This is a genomic window from Flavobacterium chungangense LMG 26729 (assembly GCF_000735715.2).
GTDB classification, from domain to species: domain Bacteria; phylum Bacteroidota; class Bacteroidia; order Flavobacteriales; family Flavobacteriaceae; genus Flavobacterium; species Flavobacterium chungangense.
The window spans coordinates 101,901-119,848 of record NZ_JASY01000007.1 but is presented as its reverse complement, the minus strand read 5'-3'; the positions used below and the strand labels follow the sequence as shown (position 1 = coordinate 119,848).

Annotated in this window: 10 protein-coding genes; all 10 read left to right on the top strand. The window is 37.4% G+C overall.

The features are described from left to right. The first annotated feature begins 10 nt into the window (after positions 1–10). The 10 genes from JE46_RS13245 (at position 11) to JE46_RS13195 (ending at position 17,929) form a co-directional block, all read left to right on the top strand. Entirely contained in the window at positions 11–1,483 is a 1,473-nt protein-coding gene (locus tag JE46_RS13245; RefSeq protein WP_031455774.1) for a RagB/SusD family nutrient uptake outer membrane protein, read from the top strand. Between the two features lie 28 nt (positions 1,484–1,511). Further along, the gene (locus JE46_RS13240) at positions 1,512–3,080 is read left to right on the top strand and encodes an arylsulfatase (RefSeq protein ID WP_031455773.1); all 1,569 of its coding nucleotides are present in this window, start codon (positions 1,512–1,514) and stop codon (positions 3,078–3,080) included. Positions 3,081–3,142: 62 nt separating this feature from the next. Beyond that, positions 3,143–5,047, top strand: coding sequence for an arylsulfatase (locus tag JE46_RS13235; RefSeq protein ID WP_031455772.1), 1,905 nt, complete (start codon positions 3,143–3,145; stop codon positions 5,045–5,047). A gap of 259 nt (positions 5,048–5,306) precedes the next feature. Then, positions 5,307–7,229: an arylsulfatase gene (locus tag JE46_RS13230; RefSeq protein ID WP_031455771.1), complete on the top strand. Its 1,923-nt coding sequence runs from the start codon at positions 5,307–5,309 to the stop codon at positions 7,227–7,229. A gap of 427 nt (positions 7,230–7,656) precedes the next feature. After that, complete coding sequence (locus JE46_RS13220) at positions 7,657–8,718, top strand: sterol desaturase family protein (protein WP_031455769.1); 1,062 nt, start codon at positions 7,657–7,659, stop codon at positions 8,716–8,718. 4 nt (positions 8,719–8,722) lie between these two features. Further along, positions 8,723–9,442 (top strand): thioredoxin domain-containing protein, encoded by a 720-nt coding sequence (locus JE46_RS13215; protein ID WP_031455768.1) that lies wholly within the window; start codon positions 8,723–8,725, stop codon positions 9,440–9,442. Between the two features lie 271 nt (positions 9,443–9,713). After that, on the top strand, positions 9,714–11,333 hold the full coding sequence (locus JE46_RS13210; protein ID WP_031455767.1) for a sulfatase-like hydrolase/transferase: 1,620 nt from the start codon (positions 9,714–9,716) through the stop codon (positions 11,331–11,333). 120 nt (positions 11,334–11,453) lie between these two features. After that, positions 11,454–12,716 (top strand): YeiH family protein, encoded by a 1,263-nt coding sequence (locus JE46_RS13205; RefSeq protein ID WP_031455766.1) that lies wholly within the window; start codon positions 11,454–11,456, stop codon positions 12,714–12,716. A 696-nt stretch (positions 12,717–13,412) separates the two neighbouring features. Further along, a complete protein-coding gene (locus tag JE46_RS13200) occupies positions 13,413–16,460 on the top strand; it encodes a SusC/RagA family TonB-linked outer membrane protein (RefSeq protein WP_031455765.1) in 3,048 nt (1,015 codons plus the stop codon). Between the two features lie 11 nt (positions 16,461–16,471). Continuing rightward, complete coding sequence (locus JE46_RS13195) at positions 16,472–17,929, top strand: RagB/SusD family nutrient uptake outer membrane protein (protein ID WP_031455764.1); 1,458 nt, start codon at positions 16,472–16,474, stop codon at positions 17,927–17,929. Positions 17,930–17,948: the final 19 nt, after the last annotated feature.

Sequence of the window (17,948 nt, the reverse complement as noted above, 5' to 3'; positions counted from 1 at the left end):
AAAATATAAAATGAAAAAGAGTATTATAACATTATTATTAAGTGCCGGACTATTTGTATCGTGCACAGAATTAGAGGTAACACCAACCTCTTTTGTAACCGAAGATAATTACTTTATAACCCAAGATGATGCTGTTGCGAGTGTAACTGCGGTTTATGCTTCTTTAAGCCTTGATCCAGGAGAGCAGAGTTTATTCGGGAGAAACTTGTATTTCTTAACAGATATGGGTTCTGATTATGCTGCGGCCGGAGTTTCTGCAACAAACCCTCAAGTTAGAGCAATGAGCAGTTTAACGCATGACGCTACAAATGACCGTGTACAAGTGGCGTGGAGACAAATTTATGCAGGAATCAACAGAGCCAATGTTTCTATTGATAATATCCCAAAAGTATCTGGATCTGAAGTTATAAAAACAAGATTAATTAACGAAGCAAAGTTTATACGCGGATTACTTTATTTTCAGGCTGTTCGTATTTGGGGCGGTGTTCCAATTGTTTTACACGAACCAACTTCTATTCAATTAGAAAGTTTAAAATCTAAAAGAGCAACTGTTGATGAAGTTTACGCTCAAATTATTTCAGATTTAACTGCTGCCGAAAGTTTACCTGCAACTTATTCTGCTGCAGATGCCGGACGTGCTACTTCTGGAGCTGCAAAAGCTATTTTGGCAAAAGTATATTTAACTAGAAAAGATTATCCAAATGCTATTTTAAAAGCAAGAGAAGTAATTAACGGTGGATATGGTTATGCTTTGTTCGAAAACTTTCAGGACATTTTTACGAAAACAAAAAAGAATGGAAAAGAGCATATTTTCTCTGTTCAGTTTGAGCCAAATCAGGCAGGAAACGGTTCTAGCGGAAGTACTTTTCAGGCGACTTCATTTACCGGATTTACTGCTACTGAACCGGCAGATATTATTTCGGATGTGGCTTTGTTTTATGATATTTATGCAGCAGGAGATGTAAGAAGAGATGTTAGTTATAAAAAACAATTATTGAATCCCGCTACAGGAACACTTTATACTTTTCCAAAACCAATTTTCAGCAAATATCTTGACCTGACCAATCTAGCTACTCCTTCAAATGTAGCCATTAATTTTCCGGTTATTCGCTATGCAGACATCTTATTGTCCCTGGCAGAAGCCATAAATGAACAGGGAGCGCCAACAGCTGAAGCTTATGAATTGATTAATCAGGTAAGAAGAAGAGCTTTTGGAAAACCAATCACAACGCCAGACGCAACTGTAGATTTAGTTGGATTAAACCAAACCACTTTTAGAGCTGCGATTCAGGAAGAGCGCAAAAAAGAGTTTGTTCAGGAAGGTCAAAGATGGTTCGATTTGGTTCGTTGGGGAACTTTGGTTACCGAAATCAAGAAGGTAACTGCAAAAAACTCAGTTTCAGAGCGTAATAATCTGTATCCAATTCCGCAAAGCGAAAGAAATATTGATCCAACAGGGTTACCACAGAATCCAGGCTATTAATAAAAAGGATTACATACAAGTAAATAAAATGATTAAAAAACTGTTCATTATCGCCCTATTGGTTGTTGCACAATTACAGCTGTCTGCACAGAAAAAGCAACCTAACATCATCGTCATTCTGGCGGATGATTTAGGTTTCTCAGATATTGGTGCTTTTGGCTCAGAAATTAAAACTCCAAACCTGGATAAACTTGCTAAAAACGGGCTTATTCTAAAGCAGTTTTATAATGCAGGACGCTGCTGTCCATCCCGGGCCTCACTACTAACGGGGTTATACTCGCACCAGGCAGGTATTGGGGACATGGTGCAGGACAAGGGGTTTCCTGCCTATCAGGGCTATTTAAACGAGCATTGCATCACGATTGGGCAGGCACTCAAACAGGCAGGTTACAACACTATCGTTTCCGGAAAATGGCACGTTGGTTTAGTACCGTCAGCCTGGGCGGTTAATAGAGGGTTTGATGATTCATTTACGTTACAAAACAATGGGAGCAGTTATTTCAACTCGGAACCTTTATATAATGATGGAAGAAAGGTAACTTTTTTGAAAGGAGACAAAGAAATTATTCGCACGGATACCTCGACTTATCTGACTCAGGAAATAACCAATTTTGCCATTAATTCTTTAGAAAAACATCGCGATGAACAAAAGCCTTTTTTTCTCTATGTTGCTTATAATGCGCCACATTGGCCCATTCAGGCATTACCGGAAGATATTGCAAAATACAAAGGCAAATACCTAGAAGGCTGGGATAAACTGAGAGCAAGCCGTTTTAAAAAATTAAAAGAACGAGGAATTATTGATAAAAACTGGGACTTATCCAATCGTTTTGAAAAAGTGCCGGATTGGGAAAAAGTAAGTGACGAAGAAAAAGGCAAATGGGACACCCGCATGGCAATTTATGCTGCCATGATTGACCGAATGGATTCCGGAATTGGGGAAATCCTTCAAAAAGTAAAATCTTTGGGAGAAGAAGATAATACCCTGATACTTTTTCTTTCTGATAATGGCGGAAGTGCAGATGATGTGAAAAACTGGAATTATGTTACACAAAAAAATGGAACACCAGGTTCAGTTGCGTCGATTGACAGTTACGAAAGTCCGTGGGGAAATGTGAGCAACACGCCTTTTCAATTATTCAAAAAAAACACTCATGAAGGCGGAATTGCTTCACCTTTTATAGCGTATTATCCAAAGCATATTAAGGCAGGTACACTAAGCAGCAGAGTAAGCCATTTGATTGATATTTTTCCAACTTGTCTGGAGTATGCCGGTTTTCAATATCCGGACTCTTTTGAGGAAAAAAAACTCACACCATTAGAAGGTATTAGTTTAAAAAAGGAATTCGAAGGGCAACGATCTAATGCACATGAAGCTTTATTTTGGGAACATGAAGGCAGTAAAGCAGTACGAAAAGGACAATGGAAAGCAGTAGCCGAAAACAATCAGCCCTGGGAATTGTACAATCTTTCTACAGACCGAACCGAAACAAAGAATCTGGCAAAATCAGAACCAAAACTGCTCCAAAATCTAATTGAATTACATAGACAATGGTCAGCAAAAGTAGGTGTCGAAGACTGGAATACAATAAAATAATATAGCTATAATACTGATTACAGAATTCTATTATTAATGTAATAACGTAACAATAATATAAAATGGAAAAGTTTAAAAATAATGTTACAATCAAAAATCCTCAAAAAGGATTTTTGATTACTGCAATTTTACTTGCACAATTGGGTTTTGCACAAACAAAACCAGCAGAATTTAAAGGAGTCATTGGCAAAACCTTAGCCGAATCTAAAGAATACTGGCCAGAACCTGTTACTGCTCCAAAAGGTGCTCCCAATGTAGTCTGGATTATTTTGGATGACGTGGGGTATGGTGCTTCCAGTGCTTTTGGAGGTTTAATCGAAACGCCCATTTTAGAGAGTCTGGCCAACAACGGACTGCGATATACTAATTTTCACACTACAGCCATTTGTGCTCCTACCCGTGCCGCATTATTAACAGGAAGTAATTCTCATAAAGTACATGTTGGAGGATTCTCGCATACCATTATGTCTGCAGGATTTCCGGGATGGGACGGAAGATTACCTTCGAAAAATGGAACTGTTGCAGAAATTTTACGTGACAAAGGATACAATACTTTTGGTGTAGGTAAATACGGCATTACTCCTGATGAAGATGCAACCGACGCAGGTCCTTTTGACAGATGGCCAACAGGAAAAGGATTTGACCACTTCTTTGGTTTCCTGGGTTCAGCAACCGATCAGTACAAACCGGATTTAATTGAAGATCAGGTTCACATTACTCCTGATGGAAGACATCTTAGCGAACAAATTACCGATAAGGCGATTAGTTATCTTCAGAAACAGCAAAAAGCAGCGCCGGGAAAACCGTTCTTTTTATATTATTCTCCAGCAGCCGTTCATGCACCACATCAGGTTGAAGCAAAATGGAGTGATGCCTACAAAGGAAAATTTGATGAAGGCTGGGACGCTTACCGCGAAAAAACACTGACCAACCAAAAGAAATTAGGAGTTGTTCCTGCCAATGCGGTATTGCCAGAGCGCAATTCACTTATTGCAGACTGGAAAAAATTAACACCGGATCAAAAGAAAGTATATTCAAAATTCATGGAGGTGTATGCCGGATATTTGACTTACACTGATTATGAAATTGGAAGATTGGTTAATTATTTAAAAGAAACCAATCAATTAGACAATACTGTCGTTTTTGTTTTAATCGGAGATAATGGAGCCAGTAAAGAAGGAACGCTGCAAGGCGCTGTCGACAGACAAACCTATGTAGCCGGAGTAACAGATGAGCAGGTATTTCAAAATAATTTAAAACGAATTGGTGAAATTGGAACACCGCAAACCTATGCCAATTATCCTTTGGGATGGGCTCAGGCCACTAATACTCCGTTTAAATCCTGGAAACAAGATGCCAATACTGAAGGTGGAACGCACAATCCGTTGATTGTTCATTATCCCAACGGAATCAAAGACAAAGGCGGAATCAGAACGCAATACAGTCATGTTATTGATATTTTGCCCACAACGCTTGATATTCTTGGAGTTAAAGCGCCAGAATCCATTAGGGAAATTAAGCAGGATACTATTCAGGGATTTTCCTTTTACAATTCTTTGAATGATGCAAAGGTAGCTTCGTCTCATAAAATTCAGCATTATTACATTTTTGGAGCAAGAGCTATTTACAACGATGGCTGGAAAGCAGCTGCGGCTCATCATCCAAATTCGATTGAAGTAAAAGAGGCCATAAACGACAAAACAAAATCGGGTCTTTTAAATGCTGATTTCGACAAAGACGTTTGGGAATTATACAACATCAATGAAGATTTTAATGAAAGAAAAGATTTGGCTAAAAAACATCCTGAAAAACTAGCCGAACTAAAAAAACTATTTGATGAACAGGCCAGAAAAAACAACCTGTATCCACTCATTGACTGGTCTGATGTATATCAAAGAAAAATACACCAGACAAAAGCTACCGAAGGACAGTCTGCAACAGAATTGTTATATAAAGCAAATAAGTAAAATCATCCTTTTTGAAATCAAAGAAAAATGAAATTAGTATGGACTGTTATTTATCTGGTACCCTTGTGGATTTTGATGGGTATTTTTTCTATAATTCGTTTCTTAAAAAAAACAGATCAATAAGCCTGTAAAGAATAAAATAAATAATAGTTATTGCTAATTCCTGACTTTATAATTCGTATAAAAACTACAATAATAAATTATACCAAATACATAGAAGTAAAAGAATATTTAATAAAATCTTTTAAAATATAAAAAAATGAAAAAATTTAAGAATTACAGTAGAATCAAAAGTCCAACAAGAGGGCTTTTGATTACAGCATTGCTGGCTGCTCAGTTTGGCTTTGCACAGGAGAATCAAAATACAGAATTTAAAGGGGTTGTTGGTAAAACATTAGCAGATTCAAAAGAATATTGGCCTGATCCTGTAAAAGCACCAAAAGGCGCTCCCAATGTAGTCTGGATTTTACTGGATGATGTGGGATTTGGTGCTTCCAGTGCTTTTGGCGGATTAATAGAAACGCCAACTTTTGATGCTTTGGCAAATAACGGATTACGTTATACTAATTTTCATACAACTGCTATTTGTGCTCCTACCCGTGCCGCTTTATTGACGGGAAGAAATTCAGGAAGAGTTCACGTTAGCGGCTTTTCTCACACGATTTTATCTGCAGGTTTCCCGGGTTGGGATGGTAGAATTCCATCTGATAAAGGAACAGTTGCTGAGATTTTACGTGAAAACGGTTACAACACTTTTGCAGTAGGGAAATATGGTGTAACTCCGGATGAAGATGCTACGGATGCAGGTCCGTTTGACAGATGGCCAACAGGAAAAGGTTTCGATCATTTCTATGGCTTCTTAGGATCACAAACCGATCAGTACAACCCTGATTTGGTAGAAGATCAGACGCATATAAAAGGAGACGGACGCCATCTGAACGAATTAATTACAGATAAGGCAATCAGTTATATTCAGAAACAACAAAAAGCGGCTCCCGGAAAACCGTTCTTTTTATACTATGCACCCGGAGCAGCTCATGCACCTCATCAGGTAGCAAGGGAATGGAGTGATAAATACAAAGGAAAATTCGACGAAGGCTGGGATGTTTATCGTGAAAGAGTTTTGGCTAACCAAAAGAAACTGGGTGTAATTCCTGTCAATGCCGTTTTACCAGAACGTAATCCGCTAATTGGGGAATGGAAAAAATTAACTCCGGATCAAAAGAAGGTATATGCCAGATTCATGGAAGTGTATGCAGGATTCCTAACGTATACCGATGCTGAAATTGGAAGAGTTGTAAAGTATCTTAAAGAAACCAATCAATTTGACAACACTGTAATTTTTGTGGCAATTGGTGATAACGGAGCCAGTAAAGAAGGCAGTCTGGTGGGTACTATCAACCAAAGCCTTTTTGCTCAGGGTACATCTGACGAAAAAAATCTTCAGGATAATTTGGCCAACATCGGCGAGATTGGAACTCCTCAGGGACGTAATACCAATTACCCTTTAGGCTGGGCGCAAGCAACTAATGCACCGTTTAAAAACTGGAAACAGGATGCTCAGTCAGAAGGTGGAACCCGTAATCCTTTGATTATTCACTATCCAAACGGAATTAAAGATAAGGGCGGAATCAGAAATCAATACAGCCATGTAAACGATATTCTACCTACTACGCTTGATATTGCAGGAATTAAAGCTCCGGAATATATCAAAGGAATTAAGCAGGATGTAATTCAGGGTTCTTCCTTATATACTTCTTTAGATAATGCTAAGGCCGAATCGTTACACAAGGTACAGTACTACTATATTTTTGGAAACAGAGCCATATACAAAGATGGATGGAAAGCAGCCGCGGCACATCCGGATCCGTTTACCTTATTGAAAACTGCAGGTAAAAATCAGACCGCTGCAGCAAACAGTTTTGATAATGATGTTTGGGAATTATACAACTTAAACGAAGATTTTAACGAACGTAATAACCTGGCTAAAAAGTATCCTGAAAAATTAGAGGAACTTAAAAAACTGTTTGATGAACAAGCCAAAGAAAATAATGTGTATCCGTTAATTGACTGGCAGGATGTACTGGGCAGAAAAATTCACAATAGCGGAGCTGACAAAGGCAAAAACCTTCAGGAGTTGATTAAAGAAGCTACAAAAGGAGGAAGTGGCAGTTCGCATTAGTAAAAGTAGGATTTAGGTCTTTACTACCAAATAAAGACCTGAATTTTCAAAAGGTAAACAATGAAAAACTTTTGATATAACAGAAAAGTAAAACAAACATTCTGCTGTCTGGCTGAGTCCATTCGACTTCGCTCCGGATAAACTTAATCGAAGCCTTTCATTAAAAAATTCAATAAAATAAAATTCTACTAAATCCATAGAATTATTAGTTTTATTTTTAAATTTATCATTCTGATTTTCAAGGAAATTAATCCCAATTTATAAAACATAATAAAGTATTAAACAAAAAAAATTGAAACACATGAAACTAGTAGATTATCAAATTATAGGTAAAAAGATTGTCGTTGGGGCGATTCTTTTTTTGATTCCGCTTGTGATTTTGGCAGGTGGCTTAACATTAATCAATCAATTTTTAAAATAAGAAATCATGGCAACAGTTCAAAATTCAAACAAAAATCTGACAAGAGATTTAAGTATCAGTCTTTTTATTTACACGCTGCCTGTGTTGGCAATTTATCTGTATTTTAAATTGAGTAACAACATTGTAAGCGAATCGCACATTGCGTTACCGGCTTTTCTGGAATTTGCAAAACCTGCTTTCGAAAACATCAGAACCTGGGGATTAACCGTTTTTATGATTGTGTTGGGAGTTATCGAATTTACGGCAGGTTTATACGATGATGAATGGACAGGCGAAGAACGCAAAATTGACATCGTAAGTTTCCTTGCTCCAAAATTAATTTTACCTGCGGTTATTTCCTTTTTCAGCCTACAGGTTTTACCGGTTTTGATTCCCAATCTTGAAAACGCACTTTCGTGGGTTCCGTTTTGGGGAGGCTTTTTCTTAATCGCTGTTGCGGATGATTTAACGCAGTACTGGTACCACCGTTTACACCATCAGGTTCCCTTTTTATGGCGTTTTCACAGAACGCATCATTCAGCTCCGTACATGGGAATGGCGATGCTTTCGAGACAAAACTTTATTTACACGATCTTTTTCTCTCAGATTTACTTAACAGCCACTTTAACCTTCTTAGGTTTAGGGCTTCCTGCTTTGTTTGTATTGGTTATAAAAAGCATCATCACATTAACGGCACACTCCAGTATTGCCTGGGACAAACCGTTTTACAAATACAAAGTTTTACATCCGATTGCATGGGTTTTAGAACGTTTAATTTCGACTCCGGCTACACACCACGCGCATCATGCAGATACAAGCGGAGACGGTGTTGGTCATTTTAAAGGCAACTTCGGAAACATGTTTTTTATCTGGGATGTCATCTTCGGAACAGGTTTAATTACCAGACAATTTCCAAAATCGTACGGAATCAAATCCTACAAGCAGGAAGAATGGTACGCACAGTTTCTTTGGCCGATATTCAAATCTAAAAAAGAAGGAAGCGCACTGGCAGAGGGAGTTCTTTCTGTACCCTTAAAACATACTCCGGTTGTTGAAAATCAGCCTGTACTAGAAACCGTTCAATCCTGATATCATGAAAAATAAAATATTTAAAAACAGCATCTCTGCCCTAACCCTTTTTGTAACAATTATTGGTTTTGCACAAAATAAAAGTTCAAATACAATCTCGCTGGATGTTTATTACAGTAAAATTCAAAATGAGAAGAACCCACAGATAATTGATGCAAGAGGGCCTGAAGAATTTGCCCTGAACCACATTAACGGAGCGGTAAATTTCAATCTGGAATCAAAAGATTATGCCAAGCAAATAGCAAAATTAGATAAAACAAGACCCGTATTTACCTATTCTATCGGAGCCGGAAGAAGTGTGTGGCTTGCAGATGATTTATTAAAAAAAGGGTTTAAGGAAGCGTATAGTTTAGAAGGTGGAATTGCCAACTGGATTGGCAACGGAAATCCTTTTTATGTTAACTCCAAAAGCAAATTAACACTGGATGAATACAATAAAATCATCGCCGATAATAATACCGTTTTGGTGGATATCGGTTCTAAATATTGTGCTCCGTGCAAAAAAGTAAAACCTGTTCTGGAAACCATCAAAGCTGAATACGGAGAGAAGGTAAAAATTGTCGAAATCGAACTGGAAGAAAGTCCGCAGGTAATTGCCGATCTAAAAACTGTAAAAGTATTCCCTACCCTGATTTTATATCAAAACGGTCAGATTATTTTCAAAAAAGAGGGATTCTCAGATTTGAAAAAAGATGTTGATGTCATTTTGGCTCAGAATAATTAATAAAAAAGAAAGAAACCAGAGATGAATGTCAACCTGAACAGAGTCGAAAGCTTTTTAGTTGTAAAGGGCTTCGACTAAGTTTATCCTGAGCGAAGTCGAATGGACTCAGGCTGACAATTGTTTTAATTCATTAACAACATAAGGTAATGAAGTTTGTTTGTTTGTTTGTTTTTTTGCTATCCTGCAGGGTGTCCCAACCCTGCAGGTTTATCAATTTAAAACTTTCAAAAACTGCTATATAAAAAACCCTTCCTGTTTTAAATACCACAATATGGCAATATCCAAAAAAACTAAAAAAATCGTTTTTCCCTTTTTGATTCTACTCCTTATTGCTTCCGTTTTTTTGTTTTGGCCCATCAACACAGACGAAACACTGATTAAGCCTGATGAAAAATTAGCTGAAGGAAAAACTGCATTTCTGTCTCAAAAAGACACTTCCAAAACTTCAGAAAAAAAACCAAACATTATCATTCTCCTTGCTGATGATTTGGGCAAATATGACATTTCACTGTACAGAGGAAAATCAACCCCGACACCTCAAATAGATTCTTTGGCTGCATCGGGAGTGACATTTACAGACGGTTATGTTTCCTCATCCATTTGTTCTCCTTCGAGAGCCGGTTTACTTACAGGCCGTTATCAGGAACGATTTGGACATGAATATCAACCCGGAGACCGATATCCTAAAAACAATCTGGAATATTATGCCTTCAAATATCTGATTAATACCGATAGCTGGAGATTAAACCCAAAAATTGAATATCCAAATGATACTTCAATCGCTACCCAGGGTTTGCCCCAGTCTGAAATTACCTTTGCTAATCTGGCTAAAAAACAAGGTTATAATACTGGTATTATCGGAAAATGGCACTTGGGGCATACCAAAGGTTTTTTTCCACTGGACAGAGGTTTCGACTATCATTACGGGTTCTATCAGGCGTTTTCGCTTTTTGCTCCCGAAGATGACAATCCGGATATTATCAATCATCATCATAAGGATTTTACCGATAAAGTAATTTGGGGAAAGGGCCGTGTCGGAATTGGAAAAATTCGCAGGGATACTACCATTGTTGAGGAAAAAACTTATTTGACTGAAAAATTTGCGGATGAAGCCGAAGCTTTCATTGAAAAAAATAAAACAAAACCATTTTTATTATATGTGCCGTTTAATGCACCACACACACCTTTTCAGGTCCGCAAGAAATATTACGACCGTTTTCCGAATGTAAAAGACGAAAACAAACGGGTGTATTTTGCCATGATCAGCGCTTTGGATGATGCCATTGGAAGAATCAGGGCCAAAGTAAAAAAAGAAGGTCTGGAAGAAAATACCCTGATTATTTTCGCCAGCGACAACGGAGGTGCCGATTATACATTTGCTACTACAAACGCACCATTAAAAGGAGGGAAATTTTCTCATTTCGAAGGCGGAATCAATGTTCCGTTTGCACTTTCGTGGAAAGGAAAAATCAAACCACACACCGTTTACAAAACACCGGTGAGCTCATTGGATATTTTCAGCACCATTGCAGCAGTAACGCATTCTGGTTTGCCAAAAGACAGGGTTTATGACGGGGTCGATTTAATTAATATAGTCAATAACAATAAAATTGCGCACCAAAATTTATACTGGCGTTCCGGTGATGCCAAAGCCATCAGAAGCGGAGACTGGAAACTGATCATCAGCGGAAAAACACATGAAAAATGGCTTTATGACTTATCAAAAGACAAATCTGAAACTACTGACCTGGCACAAAAAAATCCGGCAAAAGTAAAAGAACTTCAGACTGCTTTAAAAGACTGGGAAAAAGAACTCATAAAGCCCTTATGGCCTAATTTAACTTACTATGAATTCAATTTTGGCTCTCAAAAATACTTTGTCGATTTGTAAAGTTTAAATACATAGAAGCATACTCTTTAAATGTAAAAAAGTCGTTTTACCTGTTTAAAAAAACACAAACAAGCCTCAACTCAACCAAATCTTAAAAAACAATTCAATTCATTAAAACCAATGTTAATTAAAACAAAACAACTTAGCCTTCATGAAGACTGGACAGTCGTACTTTTAGGTTTCTTAATCATCGGAATTTCGCTGTTTGTATTTCTTCCTGAAGTCCCGGTATTCAAATGGTCCAATGGTTCCGACTTACTGGCAGATGTATTTGCTGTCGGAAATCTGCAAGTTCTGTTGGTTCAGTTTATTTACCTGACTGCTATCGGAAGTATTGCTGCTTTTTTAATTGGTAAATCCGTAAAAAACTTTTTATTAGTTTTCCCAATCGTCTATCTGTTAACTGTTTTAGCTTTGATTGTAGCAGGAAATACTTTTATAAAAGGACTCAATTTAGAAGCCGTAATTTTTAGTTTGGTTATTGGTCTTACAATCGGCAATTTTTTCAAACTGCCGGAATGGTTTCGTTCTGCACTTTCTACAGAAGTTTTTGTAAAAATCGGATTGGTTTTATTGGGAACCAGCGTCATTTTTTCGGATATTCTGAAAGCAGGTTCTTTAGGATTAATTCAGGCTTTAATTGTGGTATTATCCGTTTGGTATTTTGCTTTCTGGTTATGTAAAAAATTAAAAGTAGATGATGAATTGACCATGATGATTTCAAGTGCCGTTTCTATCTGCGGTGTTTCAGCAGCTATTGCAACTTCGGGAGCTATTAAAGGAGACTCTAAAAAACTCTCGTATGTAATTTCGATGGTATTGGTAACGGCCATCCCGATGATGATTTTCATGCCGATTATTGCTCAATATTTTAATTTCCCTGAAGAGGTTACCGGAGCATGGCTGGGAGGAAGTATCGATACATCAGGAGCTGTTGTAGCATCGGGAACACTGGTTGGAGAAACGGCACTGAAGATCAGTACGATTGTCAAATTCTCCCAAAATGTTTTATTGGGATTAGCTGCTTTTGCCATCTCCGTATATTGGACATACACTCATAATAAATCTGCTGAGGCTGTTGCTTCAAAACCAACCTTAGGCGTTATTTGGGAACGTTTTCCAAAGTTTGTAATTGGTTTTGTTTTGGCTTCAGTCGTATTCTCTTTCCTGCTTACTTCTGAAACAAGAGATACTGTAAAAGACAGTCTGAAAAATATTCAGGGAATTTGGTTTGCCCTTGCTTTTACAAGTATCGGTTTAGAAACTAACTTTAAGGATTTATTCAGTAACAATAGTAAAAAGCCTTTGTATGCTTTTTTAATTGCTCAGTTTTTTAATGTGATCATCACGCTAATTATTGCTTTTTTATTGTTTGGAAAATAATTAAGAACTATAAAAATTTCCTTTTCAATGATTTATTAATAGTTTAAAAACTACAGAAAGAAGAGCGTCTAATACTTAAATCGGTATTGTACGCTCTTTTTTATTTCAAAAAAACAAAACAATCTATTTAAAATCAATGATTTAAAATCATATTTACATTTCTATCATTCGCTTCTTCTCCACTATTTCAAAAAAAAAAAATAAAAAAACTTTTGGATATCATTATATTAAATTTAACTTTGTCTATAGGATTACTAGAGTTATGAATTTTATCGAAAAAACAATTATATTTTGAAAACAACAGTTAGCCCAAACCATTATATTCTTCTTAAAAAATGCACTTATAATACTTCCTGTTGTATGTGCAAATGTTGCTAAATCTTCACGATTTCACATCTAACCAATTGTTATTTCTAATTGGATTTAACATGGAATCATTACCATCAAAAGTTTTTATTGTAAATACCACGCTGTTTGCTTCAATTTTACAAGCAAAAAAGCATGTTGAAATATATTCAAAAATAAATTTTAAACTAAAATAACATGAAAAAAATGTACAGCAACTGCTAAGAACAAAATATTTCTGCGGCAACGGAAATACCAGGATTAAAGAAAATTTATCGCTAAATCAAAGGATTAACAGAGAGTTTAAAAACAAACTTTCAGGATTCCTTTTATAATTACCAAAACTACGTAATGAAAAAAAATATTAACATCCTTTTATGGATTAGCATTTTATTGATTTCAGCCGGAATTAATGCCCAAAATACCCAAGCCACTATTAACTCTACACTCAACGGAACTGTTATCGATCAGGTTACCAATCAGCCAATTCCGGGAGTTAACATTCAGATTAAAGGAACCACACACTCAGCAGTAACCGATTTAGACGGAAAGTTCTATTTCCAGACCGGTCAAAAATTTCCATACATACTGATTGTAAGCTATATTGGTTATGTTACTGCAGAACACACTGCAAATACTGATTTTGTTCAGATATCCTTAAAAGAAGACCGTAAAGAACTTGATGAGCTTGTTGTCATCGGTTACGGAAGTACGACCAAAAAAGATTATACAGGTGCTGCCGAAACCGTTTCTTCTACAGCATTAAAAGCAACCCAAAGAACACTCGAAAGTTCGCTTCAGGGATCTGTAGCGGGTGTAAATGTAACCCAGACTTCGGGTCAGCCGGGTGCCAGTTTAAGTATCAGAATTCGCGGAGGAAGTTCAATCCAGGGAGGAAATGAGCCTCTTTATGTAGTGGACGGTTTCCCTCTTTACAATTCAGATTTTACAGCTGGAGTACTGAGTGGTACGCCAACCAACCCGTTATCTTCCATAAACCCTGCAGATATTGAGTCGATTACGGTTTTAAAAGATGCTTCTTCTACAGCTATTTACGGATCAAGAGGCGCTAACGGAGTTGTAATCATTACCACTAAAAAAGGTTCTTCAAATGCTATGACAGTAAATTATGATTTTACACTTGGCCAGCAGGAAGTACGCAATAAAGTGGATGTTCTGGATGCAAAGGGTTTCGCCCGACTTAGAAATGCTGCTCTTTATGATACAAATCCAGCTTTAGGACAAAACCAATATTTAAGTGAGGCGCAAATTGCCGCATTAGGAAAAGGAGTTGACTGGCAGGAAGAAGCATTTCAAAAAGGACTTGTACAAAACCACCAGTTAAGCATTTCCGGCGGTAACAACCAAACCAAATATGCTGTTTCCGGAAATTATTACAATCAGGAAGGAATTATAAAAAATACCGGTTTTGAAAGGCTGAGCGGAAGAGTCAATTTGACTTCAAAAATAAGCAGTAAAGCAAGATTTGGTTTGAATCTTACTATTGCAGAAACAAAATCAAAAGTTGCTCCGGCAGGTTTGATCACTTCTTTACTAAGCATGCCTCCTACTGCCACTATTTATGAGCCGGATGGAAGCTACACTTTGCGTAATCCGTTTGAAAATATCTTTGCAAACCCAATTGCAACCTTAAACGAACGCAAGAATGAGGCAATTACAGATCGTATCCTGGGAACTATTTACGGAGAATATGACATTTTGAAGAATTTGGTTTTCAAAGTATCTTTTGGAACGGACCTTATTTTCAACAAAGAGAAAAGTTACCTTCCTTCCTCTATTTATGAAGGTTTGATTACCAATGGAGAAGGAAAAATCGGTACAGCAGATTCTAAAACCTGGCTAAACGAAAACACATTGACCTACTCTAAAGTTTTTGCAGAAAAACACAGTCTGAATGTTCTGGCAGGTTATACACAGCAAAATTCGGTAAGGGAATTTGTGACGGCAGGATCACAGCAATTTGTAAACGATGTGACCTATTATTACAGTCTGCAAAGTGGAAATGTAGCGTTAATGCCTACTTCCGGAGAAAGTACCTGGGCTTTAAATTCGTATTTATCAAGGGTTAACTACAACTATAATTCAAAATATTTCCTAACGGCAAGTTTAAGAGCCGATGGTTCCTCTAGATTTGGAAAAAACAATAAATGGGGTTACTTCCCTTCTTTTGCAGCAGCATGGCAAATTAGCAACGAGGATTTCTTTTCTCCCGTAAAAGATGTTATTAACAGCTTAAAAATCAGAAGCAGTTACGGAGCAACCGGAAATCAGGAAATTGGGGAATACCAGTCGCTTTCAACATTAAGCAGCGTAAAATACCTATTCGGAGATCAAATCTTTACCGGTTTTACACCAACGAGAATCTCAAATGACGATTTAGGATGGGAACTGACCAATCAATTTGATGCAGGTGTTGACGTTGGTTTTTTTGATGATAAATTAAACCTGACTGTTGATGTTTACCGCAAAACAACGAAAGATTTACTATTGGCTGTTCAGATTCCGTACACCACCGGATTTACATCTTCTCTGCAAAACTTTGGTACCGTACAAAATCAGGGTATTGAGTTAGGAATCAATACAGCTCTTGGAAATACAGCGTTTTCATGGACTTCGAATTTTAATATTTCATTCAACAGCAATAAAATTATAGCTTTAGGAAATGATGCTGAATTCTACACTTTCGGAAATTATATCCTGAGAAAAGGAGAATCATTAGGAACTTTTTACGGAGCTGTAACCGATGGGATATTGCAGACAGCGGATGTTGGCACAAAAGGAGTTTTTACAGGAAATGCAACTCCTAAAGCAGGTGATCGTTTGTACAAAGATATAAATGGCGACGGCGCCTTTACAACCGCTGCAGACAGAACCAGTATTGGAGATGCACAGCCTGATTTTATATTTGGTTTCACGAACAATTTTACCTATAGAGGTTTTGAATTATCGACACTGATCAATGGATCAGTTGGAAACAAAATTCTAAACGGAAATGCGCAGGCTTTAGAATTATATAATGGTCAGCAAAATGCTTCTACAAGTGCTTTGGATGCCTGGACGCCAACAAATCCAAGTACGACAACGCCTCGTGCCAAACTGGATCCGGCTCCCGTTTTTTCTAACCGATTTGTTGAAGACGGCTCTTTTGTGAGAATCAAAAACATCACACTCAGTTATAATTTGCCTAAAAAGGCGGCAGAAAAACTGCTTCTGACTTCTGTTAAATTCAGAGTTGTCGGAGAAAACCTTTTCACTTTCACCAAATACACAGGATTTGATCCTGAAGTAACGAACGGAACCACAATTTCTCCGGGAACAGATACAGGAATTTACCCTGCATCCAAAACAATTTCGGGAGGTTTAATTGTAACATTTTAAAACGATACATCATGAAAAATATAACACTATATAGTCTATTACTTATTTTCAGCCTTAGTTCTTGTAATCCTTTGGATGAAAATCCAAAAGCCTTTATAGGTACAAGTAATTTTTACAATACAACAGAAGATGCTGATGCCGCCGTACTATCAATTTATAACGCAATTAACAGCACCACTCATACGCTTTACAATCGACTGATTCAAATCTCCACCGAAATGGCAACTGATGATTATGAAGCAGGTCCAAGAGCCAGAAATGCGCATGTTAGAGCTTTATCAAACTTGACACATGATGCTTCAAACGACCGTATGTTAGAGATTTGGCGCCAGAGTTATGACGGAATCAACAGGGCAAATGTCGCCATTGACAAAATCGCTAAAAATCCGAATCTGAATTCTCAAAAAGATATCGACCTGATTAATGAAGCAAAATTTCTAAGAGCTGTATTGTACTTCAATATTGTGAGATGGTTTGGAGATGTTCCGTTGGTTTTACACGAAACTACTTCACTTACTCCGGAAGCAATAAATCCTCCCAATACTCCGGAAGCGGATGTCTATGCACAGATTGAAGCCGATTTGATTGATGCTGAAGCTTTACCGGTTGTACAGCCAATTAAAGGAAGAATCACTTCAGGTGCTGCCAAAAGTTTATTGTCTAAAGTATATCTGACCCAGAAAAAGTGGCAAAAAGCGGCCGATAAAAGCAAAGAAGTTATCGATAGTAAAGTCTATGATCTATTTGAAAATTTTGCCGATGTATTTAATGTAGCCACCAAAAACGGCAAAGAGCATATTTTTTCGGCACAGTTTAAAGGGCTTACCAACTGGAACGGAAATATGCTTGCTTCAACTGCCGCTCCTACTTCGGTTCCCGGAATTGCAGGAGATCAGGCCGATGCTCTGCATACTGCCGGTGGTTTATTTCAGGCTTTCGCCGAAAATGATAAACGTAAATACATCACGTTTGCAATTGAATTTGTGAGTCCAACAGATCGAAAAACGTATAAAGTAGCACCACATTTCAATAAATATTTTGATCCCACAACTCCTGCATCTCCTGGACAGTCTTCGAAAAACACACCAATTATTCGATTTGCAGAAATATTATTAATTAATTCTGAGGCTTTAAATGAACTAAACGGTCCAACTACAGAAGCCTTTGCAGGAATAGACCGTGTGAGACAAAGAGCCGGAATTGATTTGCTGTCGGTAACTTCTCCTTCAATCAACAAAGACGATTTCAGAGAAGCTGTTTTTGAAGAAAGAAGAAAAGAACTTGTTTATGAATACCAACGCTGGTTTGATCTTTCGAGAAGAGGTCCGGATTATTTTGTTGCCAGACTAAAAGCGGCAGGAAAAACCAACGCACAGCCTAAACATGTTCACTTCCCGATTCCACAAAGAGAACTGGATCTGAATAAAAATTTGAAACAGGTTCCGGCGTGGAGAGATAAAGTGAATTGATCGCAAAAAGACTACACAA

Excerpts from the sequence above, each read along its gene's own strand:
- JE46_RS13195 (WP_031455764.1), top strand. The coding sequence starts at position 16,472 with ATGAAAAATATAACACTATATAGTCTATTACTTATTTTCAGCCTTAGT.
- JE46_RS13235 (WP_031455772.1), top strand. The coding sequence starts at position 3,143 with ATGGAAAAGTTTAAAAATAATGTTACAATCAAAAATCCTCAAAAAGGA.
- JE46_RS13230 (WP_031455771.1), top strand. The coding sequence starts at position 5,307 with ATGAAAAAATTTAAGAATTACAGTAGAATCAAAAGTCCAACAAGAGGG.
- JE46_RS13220 (WP_031455769.1), top strand. The coding sequence starts at position 7,657 with ATGGCAACAGTTCAAAATTCAAACAAAAATCTGACAAGAGATTTAAGT.
- JE46_RS13245 (WP_031455774.1), top strand. The coding sequence starts at position 11 with ATGAAAAAGAGTATTATAACATTATTATTAAGTGCCGGACTATTTGTA.
- JE46_RS13240 (WP_031455773.1), top strand. The coding sequence starts at position 1,512 with ATGATTAAAAAACTGTTCATTATCGCCCTATTGGTTGTTGCACAATTA.
- JE46_RS13200 (WP_031455765.1), top strand. The coding sequence starts at position 13,413 with ATGAAAAAAAATATTAACATCCTTTTATGGATTAGCATTTTATTGATT.
- JE46_RS13215 (WP_031455768.1), top strand. The coding sequence starts at position 8,723 with ATGAAAAATAAAATATTTAAAAACAGCATCTCTGCCCTAACCCTTTTT.
- JE46_RS13205 (WP_031455766.1), top strand. The coding sequence starts at position 11,454 with ATGTTAATTAAAACAAAACAACTTAGCCTTCATGAAGACTGGACAGTC.
- JE46_RS13210 (WP_031455767.1), top strand. The coding sequence starts at position 9,714 with ATGGCAATATCCAAAAAAACTAAAAAAATCGTTTTTCCCTTTTTGATT.